Genomic DNA, 12761 nt, shown 5'->3' on the forward strand with positions numbered 1-12761 from the left:
TTTGGGTGCGCTGGTGGGCCTGCGATCCACGGCCGAGTGGCGCAGTCGTGCGATACGGGCCGTCGGTCCGCACCATGGACGAACTGCTGGAGGTGGTGGCGGCCGGCCAGGCCGTTTCCATCACCGGGCAGTTCGTGGCGCAGAGCTACCGGAACCCCGGCGTGGCCTTCGTCCCGGTCGACGACGTGCCCTCGTGCCCGTTGTCCCTCTGCACCCGGAACTCCGACACGTCGTCCGTCATCACCGAGTTGCGCAGAGCTGTCGCGGCATCGACCCGGACCGAGGAGTCACGCACGCCTGCACGGCATTCGTGACTCCTCGCCCGGGAGCTGGTTACTCAGCCCTGGGGACGGTTGTCCACGAGTCGCTTGGCCTTGCCCGTCGAGCGGAACAGGGCACCGGATTCGACGACGTCCACCGCCACTGTGACGCCGATCCGGTCCTTGATCAGCGACTGCAGCTCGACGGCTGCCGTTCCGCGGTGGTCGCCGGAAACGTCATGGCGGCACTCGACTTTCACCGTCAACTGATCCATGCGTCCGGGCCGTTCCAGCACGCACTGGAACTGTGGGGCCAGCATCGGGACATTCAGGATGAGTTCCTCGATCTGGGTGGGGAACAGATTCACCCCGCGCAGGATGATCATGTCGTCGGTCCGGCCGGTGACCTTCTGCATACGGCGCATGGAACGCGCGGTTCCGGGGAGCAACCTGGTCAGATCTCGGGTACGGTACCGGATGATCGGCATCGCCTCCTTGGTGAGAGAGGTGAACACCAGCTCGCCCTCCTCCCCGTCGGGAAGCACCTCACCGGTCATCGGATCGATGATCTCGGGATAGAAGTGATCTTCCCAGATATGCAGTCCGTCTTTGGTTTCCACACATTCCTGCGCAACCCCGGGCCCCATCACCTCCGAGAGACCGTAGATGTCGACCGCGTCCATCCCGAGCTGCTGCTCGAGTTCGCTACGCATCTGTTCGGTCCACGGCTCGGCACCGAAGACTCCGGTGCGCAGCGAGGTCGTGGCCGGGTCGATTCCCCTGGCGAGCATCGCGTCGACGATCGTCAGCATGTACGACGGCGTCACCATGATCGCGTCCGGCCGGAAGTCCTCGATCAATTGGATCTGTCGTTCGGTCATCCCTCCCGACATGGGGATCACCGTGCAACCCAGACGTTCTGCGCCGTAGTGGGCGCCGAGACCGCCGGTGAACAGTCCATACCCGTATGCGACATGCACCTTGTCCCCCGGCCGCACGCCGCCTGCACGCAGGCTGCGGGCCACCAGGTCCGCCCAGGTGTCCAGGTCGCCGGCGGTGTACCCGACCACCGTCGGCCGGCCGGTGGTACCCGATGACGCGTGGATCCGCGATACCTGCTCGTGCGGTACCGCCAGCATTCCGAACGGATAGTTCTCCCGCAGATCGTTTTTCGCAGTCAAGGGAAACAGTCGCAGGTCGGACAGTTCCTGCAGGTCGTCGGGGCGCACACCTCGTGAGTCGAACGCCGCGCGGTAATGCGGGACCTTGTCGTAGGCGTGCTGCAACGACCACTTGAGCCGTGCGAGCTGAGTTGCCGCGATCTCGTCACGAGAGGCGAACTCCAGGTTCGACTCGGGACGCTCCGCGGTGGGTCGAGAAAGGGTGCTGGTCATCGTCGTACTCCAGGATCGTGTCAGGCGTCGAAGTCGACAGTGACGCTGTCGCTGACAGGGAAAGTCTGGCAGGTGAGGACGAATCCGTCTGCCACCTCGGAATTTTCGAGAGCATAGTTGCGCCGCATGTCGACCTCGCCGAGGGTCACCATGGCCCGGCACGTTCCGCAAACTCCACCCTTGCACGCGAACGGCAGGTCCGAGCGCAACTGTTCGCCCGCGTCAAGGATCGATACCTCTCGCGACAGTCGTCCGCTGACCGATCGGCCGTCGAGGACGATGGTGACATCGCTGCTCGGTCCGGTGACACCGGGCTCGCGGTGCGTCTCCTGCGGCGGCGGAACGTCGTCGACGTAGAACAGCTCGAAGTGGACCTGATCTCCCGCGACGCCCCTGACACTCAACGCATCTCGGGCATCGGTCACCATTCCGTAGGGTCCGCACAGCCAGAAGTGGTCGATGTCGGGAATCGGGACCAGGGTGTCCAGGATCGTGCGCAGTCGATCCGCATCGAGCCTGCCGCTGAACAGTTCCACCTCACGCGGTTCGCGGGACAGCACGTGGATAACTTCGAACCGTGCGCCGAACCGGTCCTTCAGGTCGGCGATCTCCTCGGCGAACATGACCGACCTCGTGCGCCGGTTGCCGTAGAGCAGGATCACCTGTGCGTCCGGGTTGTCCAGGACCGACGCGGCGATCGACAGCATCGGCGTGATCCCCGAACCCGCGGCGATGAGCACATGCCGACCGCCTGCCGCAGCATCGGCGACGAACGACCCGGCCGGCGGCGCGACGTCGATGCGGTCGCCGGACCGCACGTCGCGCACCAGCCAGCTGGAGAAGAGTCCGTCGGCGACCTCGCGAACCCCGATCCGGGGCGCGGCACCGGTGGGCGCGCAGATCGAGTACGAGCGGCGATGCTCGACGCCGTCGACGAAGCGCCGCAGCGTGAGCGACTGTCCCGGACGGAAGTCATAGTCCGCGGCGAGGTCGGCGGGGACCTCGAAGCGGACAGCTACGGCATCGTCGCAGAGTTTCTCGACATCGGCCACGGTCAGGCTGTGGAACGACCTGGTGCGCGACGGTGAGACGACCGCCTCGGCGGTGCTGGTCATGTCAGATCTCCTTCACATGATCGAAGGGCTCCAGGCAACCGCGACAGCGGTACTGCGCCTTACACAGCGTCGCGCCGAACTCCGAGACGAGTTGGGTGTGAGGGGAACCACATCGGGGGCACGTCAGGGCCCGGGGGCGTGCGGTGAGGGTGAGCGGAATCGGTCCGCTCGGACGTGAGGTGACCGCGCCGGGAACCGAGTACCCGCTCTCGGCCAGCTTCTGCCGACCCTCCGGCGAGATCCAGTCGGTCGACCACGAGGGCTGCAGCTGTGTGCGCACCGCGACGCGTGAGAAACCCTCTTGCGCAAGGGTGTACTCGATGTCGTCGCGCATGGTCGCGATCGCGGGACAACCCGAGTAGGTCGGGGTGATCGTCACGACCACCGAACCGTCGTCGTCGATCTCCACGTCGCGCAGGACGCCGAGGTCCGCGAGAGTCAGCATCGGCATCTCCGGGTCGGTGACCGATGCGACGATCTCCCGCGCGGTCTCCGCGCCGGTCTCGCTCAGCGCTCCGGTCATGCTCACCACACACCTTCGGGGTGTGCGCGGGCGACGCTCTGCATTTCGGCCAGCACCAGGCCCATCGCCTCGGTGTGCAGGCCGCGCCGCCCTTCGCGGCCCCCCACTGTGCCGACGGAACCGCCCGCGGGACGATCGAGTTCGGCGGCGTGCAGGACCCGATCGACGACCGCGTCGAACTCGTCCCGGACGGTCCGCGGGTCGACGCCCACCCCGGCTGAGGCCAGGGTGATCTCTTCGCCGGTCGGCCGGAAGAGTTCCTCGACGTATGGCCACACCCGCACGAGCGCTTCGCGGACACGACGCCGTGACTCGGCGGTGCCGCACGCGAGTGTGACCGTCCAGCGCGCCGCGTAGTCGCGGTGGTACGTAAGTTCTTTGACGCCCTTCTGCGCCACGGCAGCGAGCACCGGGTCGCGGGACATGCGGAGCCGGTCGAAGATCGCCAACCGCCAGGTGGTGAACACCAGCAGGCGGACGATCGACACCGCGAAGTCCCCGTTGTCCAGTTCGACGAGCCGAACGTTGCGGAAGGCCGTTTCGTCACGGAAGAAGGCGAGCGCGTCCTCGACGGGCGCCGGGGAGGTCTCGGAGATGACCGGGACCACCTTCGGGTCGGCGGCCGCGGCCCGTGCGAGTAGCAACCGGGCCTGGCCGAGGAGGTCGAGACCGATGTTCGCCAGTGCGACCTCTTCCTCGAGTTCAGGTGCGCGAGTGGCCCATTGCGTCAGCCGCTGCGAACTGATCAGTGCGTCGTCACCGAGCATCAGACAGTACTCCGCAAGTGTGCTCGGGTAGATGTCTGCAGGGACCGTGGTGTCCACGCCGGCGAGCGGGTCGTCGAAGCTGGTGCCGAAAGCCCACTGCCCGTGCGAGTCCTCGTCGACGAGGCCGTCGTAGGCGCTCTCGTGATCTGTCATCTGTCCTGCAACCTCACATGTGGGGGACGTTGTCGGGGATCTCGTAGAACGTCGGATGCCGGTAGACCTTGTCACCGCTGGGGTCGAAGAACGGGTCCTTCTCCGACGGACTCGACGCCACCACCGCGGTCGAGGGCACCACCCAGATGCTCACTCCCTCATTGCGGCGTGTGTAGACATCGCGTGCATGCCGCAACGCCATCTCGCCGTCTGCGGCGTGCAGCGAGCCGACGTGCACGTGGTTCAGTCCGCGCTTGCCTCGCAGGAACACCTCGTACAGCGGCCAGTCCGCCCTCACCATGCGGTCCCTCGTCGTGTGGTCCCTCGTCGTGTGGTCTTTCACCGTGTGTCCTCCTGTCCACGTGCGGCGAAGGCCATGGCGGCCTCGCGCACCCATGCGCCGTTCTCGTGTGCGGCTCGGCGATTGGCGAGGCGCTCGGCGTTCGCCGCGCCGTTGCCCTTGATGACCTCGGTGAACTCACTCCAGTCCGGTTCACCGAAGTCGTAGGCTCCGCGGTCGGGATTCCAGATGAGGTCCGGGTCGGGAAAGGTCACGCCGAGCGCCTCGGCCTGCGGCACGCTCATGTCGACGAACCGCTGGCGCAGTTCATCGTTGGTGTGTCGCTTGATCCGCCACTTCATCGACTGCTCGGTGTTCGGCGATCGGTCGTCGGGCGGGCCGAACATCATCAGCGCGGGCCACCACCAGCGATCCACCGACTCCTGGACCATCGCGCGCTGCGCATCGGTCCCGCGCATCATGGTCGAGAGCAGTTCGTAACCCTGCCGCTGATGGAAGGACTCCTCCTTGCACACCCGGATCATGGCGCGCGCGTACGGGCCGAAGGAGCTGCGGCACAACGGAACCTGATTGCAGATGGCGGCTCCGTCGACCAGCCACCCGATGGTGCCGACGTCGGCAAAGGTGAGGGTTGGATAGTTGAAGATCGACGAGTACTTCTGCTTGCCCTCGATCAGCTTCTCGGTGAGGTCGGCCCGCTCGACACCCAGCGTCTCGGCGGCCGAGTACAGGTAGAGGCCGTGACCGGCTTCGTCCTGGACTTTCGCCATGAGGATCGCTTTGCGCCGCAGAGACGGCGCCCGGGTGAGCCAGTTGCCCTCGGGCTGCATGCCGATGATCTCCGAATGCGCGTGCTGGGCGATCTGGCGAACCAGGGTCTTGCGGTAGCCATCGGGCATCCAGTCCCGCGGCTCGATCCTCAGGTCGTCCGCCACCGTCCGGTCGAACTCGTCAAGGCGAGCGGAATCGTCGTAGGTTATGGCTTTTGACGTGGTCATTCACTCTGCTTTCAAAACCGACTGTTCAGTCGGGATTAGTGTGTATGGCAGTGAGCCGGGCACAACCGATCCGGTCTCAGGACCCGATGAAGACCGGCTTATCCTTGGCGACGAACGCCGACACGGCGGCTCGATGATCGGCGCCGGCGCCCAGCCTGACCTGCGCGTCGAGCTCACGATCGAGTGCGGCGTCGAGGCCGTCGGCCGATGCGGCCACGAGCGATTTGATCTCGCGGTAGGCCGCGGTCGGGCCCTCCGACAGGGCACGGGCGATCTCCCGAGCGACGTCGACGACGTCCTCGTCGTCGACGACCCGGTGGACCAGACCCCAGTCCAACGCCTGTTGCGCACCGATCTTCTCGCCGAGGAGCAGCAGAGCGCGGGCGCGGTCGGCACCGAGACGCTGCACCAGCGAGTAACTGAGGCCAGAATCGCTCGCGAGGGCGATGCCGCTGAACGCGGTCGCGAACGAGGTCTTGCCGCCAGCGATACGGATGTCGGTGGCCAGCGCCAGACCCCAGCCCGCGCCCACGCACGCACCGGGAATCGCTGACACCACCGGCACCCGCAGCGCCGCCAGGGCACGCACCAGCGGGTTGTAGTGCTCGGCCACCGTGTTCATCGCGGTCGCCGGGTCTGACTCGAGCGCGATGAGATGTTCAGCGAGATCCTGTCCGACACAGAAGTTCCTCCCCTCCGCGGTGAGGAGGACTGCCCGGACGGACGAGTCGTCAGCCGCCGCGGCCACCGCGTCCAGGAAGGCGACCTTGGTCGCGGCATCCAGTGCGTTGTTCGCCTGCGCGCGAGCCAGGGTCAGGGTCGCGAGCCCGTCGGCGATGTCGATGGTCACGGTCATGATGTCGAGCCTTCCCACTCGTGGAACCCGCGGCCGGACTTACGTCCGAGGTGGCCGCGGGCGACTTTGTCACGCAACAACTGTGGCGGCGAGAATCGACCACCCAAGGTGCCTTCGAGGTGTTCGGCGATGGCCAGACGCACGTCGAGACCGACGAGGTCGGTGGAACGCAACGGGCCCATCGGATGCCGATATCCCAGTTCCATCGCGCGGTCGATCGACTCGGCGTCCGCGATGCCGTCCTCCAGCATCCGAATTGCCTCGAGCCCCAGGCAAACCCCCAGCCGGCTCGTGGCGAAGCCTGGCGAATCATTCACCAGGACCTCTGATTTCCCGAGCATGGCCACCCATCGGCGGACCACGTCCACGGCAGACGTCGAGGTCGTCGGCGACCGTACGATCTCCACCAGGGACGAGGCCGGCACGGGGTTGAAGAAGTGCATACCGACGAATCGGCTTGGATCGGTGAGTGCGGCGCCCAGTTCGGCGATGGAGATGGAACTCGTGTTGGAGGCGATGACAGTCCGCGTCCCCACCGCAACCTCGACGGCCGTCAGGACGGCGACTTTGAGGGCCGGCACCTCGGGGACCGCCTCCACCACGAGGTCGGTGTCCCTGGCCAGGTCGTGAACCGCGGCGGCCGTGGACACCCGGCCCGCCACCTCGTCGACGTCTCGACCGTCGAGCTTGTCACGCTCGTCTGCACGACGCAGCCCGGCCACGACGCGGTCCAGTGCGGCCTGCCGGTCGGCGGTCTCGACGAGGGTCACTGCCGACCCGAGCGTCGCGAACACCTGCGCGATCCCCGCACCCATACGGCCACCGCCCACCACTCCGACGCGTGCGGGAATCTCGGTCATCGTTTCCTCTCCAGGAAGGCGGTCATCCGCTCCTGCTTGTCCTCGGTCTCGAAAAGAACCGCCTGCGCGATGTCGTCGGCCCATGAATGCGTCCCCGCCGCATCGAGAATGGTCTTGGTCAGCCTCAGCGCCAGCGACGACTGCCGAACGATCCGGTCGATGAGCCGGTGCGCGGCGGCAACGTGATCATCGGCGATCTCCGCAACGAGCCCGACCTCCCGCGCGGCCACCGCGTCGAGAGTGAGCCCGCCGAGGAGCACCTGCTTGGCCACCGACATGCCGACCAGGGCCGGCAGCCGGTAGCTCGCCCCCGCGGCCGCGAGGATGCCGAGCCCGGGCTCGGGGTTGCCGAACACCGCGGTCGACGTGGCGATCCGGATGTCACAGGCGTAGGACAGCTCCGCGCCCCCACCGAGGGCGCGGCCGCTCACCGCGGCGACCGTAGGCAGCGGCAGCGATGCGACGCGATCGAACAGCGACCGGTTGATACCGGCCAGGGCGTCCTCGCGGCGACGGTCGCGGAGTTCGGCGATGTCGGCGCCGCCGGCGAAGTCGTCACCGCGGCCCATCAGCACGAGCGGCTTGGGGTCACGCTCGATCCGGGCGCACGCGTCGTGCAGTTCGGCGACCATCGCGGCATTGATGGCGTTGCGTCGAGCGGGCCGGTCAAGCGTCACGACGAATCGGTCATCGCGCTCCTCGACCTCGACGGTGTGCGCATCGGGCATCTGGACTCCTTCCGTGGTGTCGCAACAGTAACCAACCTTTCGGTCGGTAATCAATACCCCGACGCTCGCCCGGCTGACCGATGCATGCGGGACGAGATGACAAGATGATCGACATGGCCAGCACTCGCGCCCCCCGCAAGACCGGTCGGCCGGGCCGACCCGGGTACGACCTCGACTCACTCCTCGCGGTGGCGGTCAAGGTGTTCAACGACAAGGGCTACGACGGCACCAGCATGGACGCCCTTGCGGAGCGCCTCGGCATCAGCAAGTCCTCGATCTACCACCACGTGGCAGGAAAGGAAGAACTCCTGGAGTTGGCGTTGAACCGCGCCCTCAACGCGTTGTTCGCTGTCACCGTCGAGGCCCGCGCGACCGAGGGTCGCTACATCGACCGGCTGGAATACCTGGTCAGACGCAGTGTCGACATTCTGGTGGCCGAGCTCCCGTACGTCACCCTGCTGTTGCGGGTTCGCGGCAACTCCGCGGTCGAACGCCGCGCGATGGCCCGCCGGCGCGAGTTCGACGCATTCGTCTCCGAGCTCGTCTCGGCGGCAGCCGACGAAGGCGACCTCAACCCCGAGATCGACCCCGCACTGGTCGCGCGCCTGCTCTTCGGCACCGTGAACTCACTCATCGAGTGGTACCGCCCCCGGTCCGGCGGCTCGGCCACCGAGCTCGGCGATGCCGTCGTCGCACTGACCTTCGACGGCCTCCGTCGTAGCTGACGCCCACACCCCCTCTTGACAACTCGTCATCCTCCCGGTGAAGGTAATAACCGACCGAACGTACGGTGGATGGAGTTGATGTGACCAGACTGCTCGAGAGCTACGCGCAAGGACGATGGTTCACCGCTGACGACGCGGGAACGGTGGTGACGAGCGCGGTGGACGGCAGCGACGTCGCGCGCATCTCGTCGTCGGGACTGGACGTGGCGGGGATGGTCGCCCACGCCCGGGCGGTCGGCGGCCCCGCATTGCGCAGCCTGACCTTCCACGAGCGTGCCGGGCTGCTCAAACAACTCGGACTCACCCTCATGGCGGGCAAAGAGGAGTTCTACGAGCTGTCCACCTCCACCGGCGCGACGACGCGGGATTCAGCGGTCGACATCGACGGCGGCATCGGCACGGTACTCAGCTACGCGAGCAAGGCCCGTCGCGAACTGCCCAACGACAGCGTCTATCTCGATGGCGACGTGGAACGACTCGGCAAAAACGGCACCTTCCTCGGACGACACATCTACACCCCGCGCCGCGGGGTGTCCGTACAGATCAACGCCTTCAACTTCCCGGTCTGGGGTTTCCTGGAGAAACTCGCACCCGCGTTCATCGCGGGTGTCCCGTCGATCATCAAGCCCGCCAGTCAAACCGCCTACCTGACCGAGCTCGTCGTCCGCCGGATCATCGAGAGCGGCATCATGCCCGAGGGATCGATCCAGCTGATCTGCGGCAGCACACATGATCTGCTCGATCATCTCGACGGACAGGACACGGTCGCGTTCACCGGTTCGGCCGCGACGGCCGCATTGTTGCGCTCACACCCGGGCATCGTCGCCGCCGGAACCCGCTTCACCGCCGAGGCCGACTCACTCAACGCATCGATTCTGGGACCCGATGTTGCCGTTGATGATCCCGAATTCGACCTGTTCGTAGAGCAACTCGTGACCGAGATGACCGTGAAGGCCGGCCAGAAGTGTACCGCGATCCGGCGCGCCCTCGTCCCGGCAAACCGCGTGGATGCCGTCATCGACGCCACCAGCGCGCTTCTGGCGAGGGTCGTGGTCGGCGACCCCCGTGCCGACGGGGTCACGATGGGCCCCCTCGCGAGTCTCGCGCAACGCGAAGAGGTCCGCACCTCCGTTCGGGGTCTCACCAAGTCCGCCGAGATCGTCTTCGGCGACCCCGAACACGTCGATGCCGTCGGCACCGGCACCGAGTCCGGCGCCTTCATCTCCCCTATCCTGCTGCGCGCCAACGGAAACAATGCGGACGAGCCCCACGACATCGAAGCGTTCGGTCCGGTCTCGACCGTCATCGGCTACGCCGACACCGCCGACGCCATCGCACTCGCGGCCCGCGGACAGGGCAGCCTCGTGGCCTCGCTGGTCACCAAAGACTCCGGTGTGGCACAGGAGATCGTTCTGGGCCTCGCGCCCTACCACGGACGCATACTGGTGCTGAACAGCGAGGACGCCCGGGAGTCGACCGGACACGGGTCTCCTCTGCCGGTCCTGGTGCACGGCGGACCCGGTCGCGCCGGTGGCGGTGAGGAACTCGGCGGCATCCGCGGCGTGCTGCATCATATGCAGCGCACCGCCGTCCAGGGCACACCCGATGTACTCGCCGCGGTCGGCAACAGCTGGGTCACCGGGTCGCAGCGCCACCTCGGTGATGTCCATCCGTTCCGGAAAAATCTGGCGGAGTTGCGAATCGGGGATACCGTCGTCGGTGGTCCACGACAGGTGACGCTCGCCGACATCAGCCACTTCGCCGAGTTCACCGGCGACACGTTCTATGCGCACACAGACGCCCGGGCGGCCGCGGCCAATCCCCTTTTCGGCGGCATCGTCGCCCACGGCTATCTTGTGGTGTCCCTGGCCGCGGGGTTGTTCGTCGAACCGAATCCCGGTCCGGTGCTGGCCAACTTCGGCGTCGACACTCTCCGATTCCTCACCCCGGTCAAGGCAGGCGACAGCCTCACCGTCACTCTCACCGCCAAGGAGCTGACCCCACGTCCGAGCGCCGACTACGGCGAGGTGCGCTGGGATGCGTTGGTGACCAACCAGAACGACGACATCGTCGCCACCTACGACGTCCTGACCCTTGTTGCCAAGGGGGCACGGCAATGAGCGTGCGCATCGCCGTCTGTTACGGACAGCCCCCCGACACCGAGGAGGCTGTCGCACAGATCGGACGGCCCTGACGGACACCTCCGCACCAACCGATGTCATCCACAGCCCCTCGTCATCCGTATCACCGACGAGTGACCTCAGGAGACCCATCGGTCGACTAGGGTCGGCGGAGTGGAGTTCCTGCTGATCATCGTCGTGGCACTCCTCGCGATCATCGCGGTGGTCGTCATCTTCAGCTACCTGGGCAACCGCAAGGCCCGGCAGGCCGAGGCGGACGCCCTGCGCAACCGCACGTACCGGCCCGGAGATCCGTTCTCCTCGGCCGACGACGACTCCGTCTACGGCGACCCGCGCCAACTGAAACCGGGCGACCTCGTGGAGTTACGAGGCGAGACCTATGCGGTACGCGGCACGGTGCGGCTGACCCAGGACGGATACGTCTGGACCGAGAACTTCCTCGACACCGGACTCGGCACCAAGGCCTGGATTTCGGTCGAGGACGATCCCGACCTCGAGGTCGTGCTGTGGCATGAACTGTCCGGCGTCGTCGTCGAGCCCGGACCCGACACGGTCGAGGTCGACGGCCGCCGCTACCACTCCGAGGAGGCCGGCAGCGCCCGGTTCACCTCGGCGGGCACCACCGGCGTCGCGGCGTCGGGCCGGATGGCGTACCACGACTACCAGGCCGGCGACGAACGCTTGTCCTTCGAGGACTACGGCAGCGGCTGGGAATGCGCGCGCGGCGAACTTCTCACCCGTGCCGACTACCGCATCTTCCCCAGCAACCCCTCTGATCAGAACATCTGAGCGACGAAGGACTGCGAGACACATGTCAGAACAGCCCGACGAACCCGGTGCGTCCGTCGCCCGACTCTCCGTCGCATACGCCGACACGAGCGCTGGCCAGCTCGGCTTCTCACTCGACGCCCCGCTCCAGGAGCCGCTCGCCCAGGAGGACGGTGAGATCGACGGCATCACGGTGTCGGTCCGTCTGCTGGGGGCGAGCCATCAGGTCGTCGTCGACGACGGCGCCCAGCGCATCTGCGAGACCGTCGCGTGCCTGCCCGACGTGACCTCGGCGCTGCCCGAGACATTCCAGGAGAGCGGCTATCTCTTCAGCTCCCGCGTCGAGCGGGCCACCGACGACCAGTTGGCCGCGCTGATCGAACAACTCGGCGTCCGCGTCACCGAACAGATGACGTCGGGGAAACCGAGCGTGATGGGAGTGTTCCCCGGCGATCCCCACGCGGTGACCGCGATCATCTCCGACTCGTCGTCCGAGGAGATCTCGTGGCACACCTGGCACACGTACCCGCAGGCCGGTGAGGTCGTCATCACGACCAGCGTGATCCACCGCGGAGCGACGCGCACATGACCGATCCGCCCCCTCCCGGCGACTACCCACCCCCGTCCCCCGGCCAGTCGCAGCCCGACCCGCGCCGCCGGCTCGACCGCATCCGCAACATCATCATCGGCGTCATCGTGGTGATCACGATCTTCGCGCTGCTCGGTGCATGCGGTGCGCGTGCCCTGCGTGGCGGCGGGCTGGGCGGCTCGGCGCGCGACTACATCTCGCAGAACTACGAACGCGATATCGCCCTCGACGAGGGCGATGTGGACGCCTACGTGGCGCAGGGAACGCCCACCGAGGTGGCCGAGGAGATCCGCGACGCCGAGCGCCCGACCGATCAGCGCGCCGGCGCGTCGGGAACGGGCAATGTCGCGGACACCCAGTTCCTCCAGTACCCCGACTACCTGGTCGCCCTGTTCCCGTACGCCGCCAACCAGACCCGCGTGATGCTGAGCCGTGACTACCGGTCGGGCTACAACCGGTACCACAACTACGTCGGCGCCTTCTGGGTTCCGACGCCGGGTTATTCCGGCAGCGGGAGCAGCAACCGCGGCGGCGGCAGCGGAGGTGGCGGCAAATGACTGCCCTCCAGAGTTCTCGCGATCGA

Annotated in this window: 15 protein-coding genes; 6 read left to right on the forward strand and 9 right to left on the reverse strand. The window is 66.9% G+C overall.

Annotation, left to right across the window (positions count from 1 at the left end; genetic code table 11):
* Nucleotides 1–314: transcriptional regulator (locus GOALK_RS06755; protein ID WP_040004051.1), on the forward strand; the 314-nt coding region annotated here is incomplete at its 5' end.
* 23 nt (nucleotides 315–337) lie between these two features.
* Here the strand turns inward: GOALK_RS06755 and paaK are convergent.
* From paaK to GOALK_RS06800, 9 genes are all read right to left on the reverse strand, one after another.
* A complete protein-coding gene (gene paaK, locus GOALK_RS06760; protein ID WP_006358059.1) occupies nucleotides 338–1654 on the reverse strand; it encodes a phenylacetate--CoA ligase PaaK in 1317 nt (438 codons plus the stop codon).
* A 20-nt stretch (nucleotides 1655–1674) separates the two neighbouring features.
* On the reverse strand, nucleotides 1675–2769 hold the full coding sequence (gene paaE, locus GOALK_RS06765) for a 1,2-phenylacetyl-CoA epoxidase subunit PaaE (RefSeq protein WP_006358060.1): 1095 nt from the start codon (nucleotides 2767–2769) through the stop codon (nucleotides 1675–1677).
* Between the two features lies 1 nt (nucleotide 2770).
* Nucleotides 2771–3292, reverse strand: coding sequence for a 1,2-phenylacetyl-CoA epoxidase subunit PaaD (gene paaD, locus GOALK_RS06770; RefSeq protein ID WP_006358061.1), 522 nt, complete (start codon nucleotides 3290–3292; stop codon nucleotides 2771–2773).
* A gap of 2 nt (nucleotides 3293–3294) precedes the next feature.
* The gene (paaC, locus tag GOALK_RS06775) at nucleotides 3295–4212 is read right to left on the reverse strand and encodes a 1,2-phenylacetyl-CoA epoxidase subunit PaaC (RefSeq protein WP_006358062.1); all 918 of its coding nucleotides are present in this window, start codon (nucleotides 4210–4212) and stop codon (nucleotides 3295–3297) included.
* A gap of 13 nt (nucleotides 4213–4225) precedes the next feature.
* A complete protein-coding gene (paaB, locus tag GOALK_RS06780; protein ID WP_035754913.1) occupies nucleotides 4226–4513 on the reverse strand; it encodes a 1,2-phenylacetyl-CoA epoxidase subunit PaaB in 288 nt (95 codons plus the stop codon).
* 38 nt (nucleotides 4514–4551) lie between these two features.
* On the reverse strand, nucleotides 4552–5511 hold the full coding sequence (gene paaA / locus GOALK_RS06785; RefSeq protein ID WP_006358064.1) for a 1,2-phenylacetyl-CoA epoxidase subunit PaaA: 960 nt from the start codon (nucleotides 5509–5511) through the stop codon (nucleotides 4552–4554).
* 76 nt (nucleotides 5512–5587) lie between these two features.
* A complete protein-coding gene (locus GOALK_RS06790) occupies nucleotides 5588–6367 on the reverse strand; it encodes an enoyl-CoA hydratase-related protein (protein WP_006358065.1) in 780 nt (259 codons plus the stop codon).
* Nucleotides 6364–7227, reverse strand: a complete 864-nt coding sequence (locus tag GOALK_RS06795; RefSeq protein WP_006358066.1) for a 3-hydroxyacyl-CoA dehydrogenase family protein — start codon at nucleotides 7225–7227, stop codon at nucleotides 6364–6366. Before GOALK_RS06795 ends, GOALK_RS06790 begins: the two co-directional genes overlap by 4 nt.
* On the reverse strand, nucleotides 7224–7955 hold the full coding sequence (locus tag GOALK_RS06800; protein ID WP_006358067.1) for an enoyl-CoA hydratase/isomerase family protein: 732 nt from the start codon (nucleotides 7953–7955) through the stop codon (nucleotides 7224–7226). Before GOALK_RS06800 ends, GOALK_RS06795 begins: the two co-directional genes overlap by 4 nt.
* 113 nt (nucleotides 7956–8068) lie before the next feature.
* Here GOALK_RS06800 and GOALK_RS06805 point away from each other — a divergent pair, with 113 nt between their 5' ends.
* From GOALK_RS06805 to GOALK_RS06825, 5 genes are all read left to right on the forward strand, one after another.
* On the forward strand, nucleotides 8069–8680 hold the full coding sequence (locus GOALK_RS06805; RefSeq protein ID WP_035754951.1) for a TetR/AcrR family transcriptional regulator: 612 nt from the start codon (nucleotides 8069–8071) through the stop codon (nucleotides 8678–8680).
* An 80-nt stretch (nucleotides 8681–8760) separates the two neighbouring features.
* Nucleotides 8761–10800 (forward strand): phenylacetic acid degradation bifunctional protein PaaZ, encoded by a 2040-nt coding sequence (gene paaZ, locus GOALK_RS06810; protein ID WP_040004052.1) that lies wholly within the window; start codon nucleotides 8761–8763, stop codon nucleotides 10798–10800.
* 174 nt (nucleotides 10801–10974) lie between these two features.
* Nucleotides 10975–11610: a DUF4178 domain-containing protein gene (locus GOALK_RS06815; protein ID WP_006358070.1), complete on the forward strand. Its 636-nt coding sequence runs from the start codon at nucleotides 10975–10977 to the stop codon at nucleotides 11608–11610.
* A gap of 22 nt (nucleotides 11611–11632) precedes the next feature.
* The gene (locus GOALK_RS06820; protein WP_006358071.1) at nucleotides 11633–12178 is read left to right on the forward strand and encodes a DUF2617 family protein; all 546 of its coding nucleotides are present in this window, start codon (nucleotides 11633–11635) and stop codon (nucleotides 12176–12178) included.
* Entirely contained in the window at nucleotides 12175–12735 is a 561-nt protein-coding gene (locus GOALK_RS06825) for a DUF4247 domain-containing protein (RefSeq protein ID WP_006358072.1), read from the forward strand. Before GOALK_RS06820 ends, GOALK_RS06825 begins: the two co-directional genes overlap by 4 nt.
* Nucleotides 12736–12761: the final 26 nt, after the last annotated feature.

It is taken from the genome of Gordonia alkanivorans NBRC 16433, assembly GCF_000225505.1.
GTDB lineage: Bacteria > Actinomycetota > Actinomycetes > Mycobacteriales > Mycobacteriaceae > Gordonia > Gordonia alkanivorans.

Bases quoted from the DNA above. Each gene is read 5' to 3' on its own strand.
- paaK (WP_006358059.1), bottom strand. From the start codon at position 1,654: ATGACCAGCACCCTTTCTCGACCCACCGCGGAGCGTCCCGAGTCGAAC.
- paaE (WP_006358060.1), bottom strand. From the start codon at position 2,769: ATGACCAGCACCGCCGAGGCGGTCGTCTCACCGTCGCGCACCAGGTCG.
- paaD (WP_006358061.1), bottom strand. From the start codon at position 3,292: ATGACCGGAGCGCTGAGCGAGACCGGCGCGGAGACCGCGCGGGAGATC.
- paaC (WP_006358062.1), bottom strand. From the start codon at position 4,212: ATGACAGATCACGAGAGCGCCTACGACGGCCTCGTCGACGAGGACTCG.
- paaB (WP_035754913.1), bottom strand. From the start codon at position 4,513: ATGGTGAGGGCGGACTGGCCGCTGTACGAGGTGTTCCTGCGAGGCAAG.
- paaA (WP_006358064.1), bottom strand. From the start codon at position 5,511: ATGACCACGTCAAAAGCCATAACCTACGACGATTCCGCTCGCCTTGAC.
- GOALK_RS06790 (WP_006358065.1), bottom strand. From the start codon at position 6,367: ATGACCGTGACCATCGACATCGCCGACGGGCTCGCGACCCTGACCCTG.
- GOALK_RS06795 (WP_006358066.1), bottom strand. From the start codon at position 7,227: ATGACCGAGATTCCCGCACGCGTCGGAGTGGTGGGCGGTGGCCGTATG.
- GOALK_RS06800 (WP_006358067.1), bottom strand. From the start codon at position 7,955: ATGCCCGATGCGCACACCGTCGAGGTCGAGGAGCGCGATGACCGATTC.
- GOALK_RS06805 (WP_035754951.1), top strand. From the start codon at position 8,069: ATGGCCAGCACTCGCGCCCCCCGCAAGACCGGTCGGCCGGGCCGACCC.
- GOALK_RS06820 (WP_006358071.1), top strand. From the start codon at position 11,633: ATGTCAGAACAGCCCGACGAACCCGGTGCGTCCGTCGCCCGACTCTCC.
- GOALK_RS06825 (WP_006358072.1), top strand. From the start codon at position 12,175: ATGACCGATCCGCCCCCTCCCGGCGACTACCCACCCCCGTCCCCCGGC.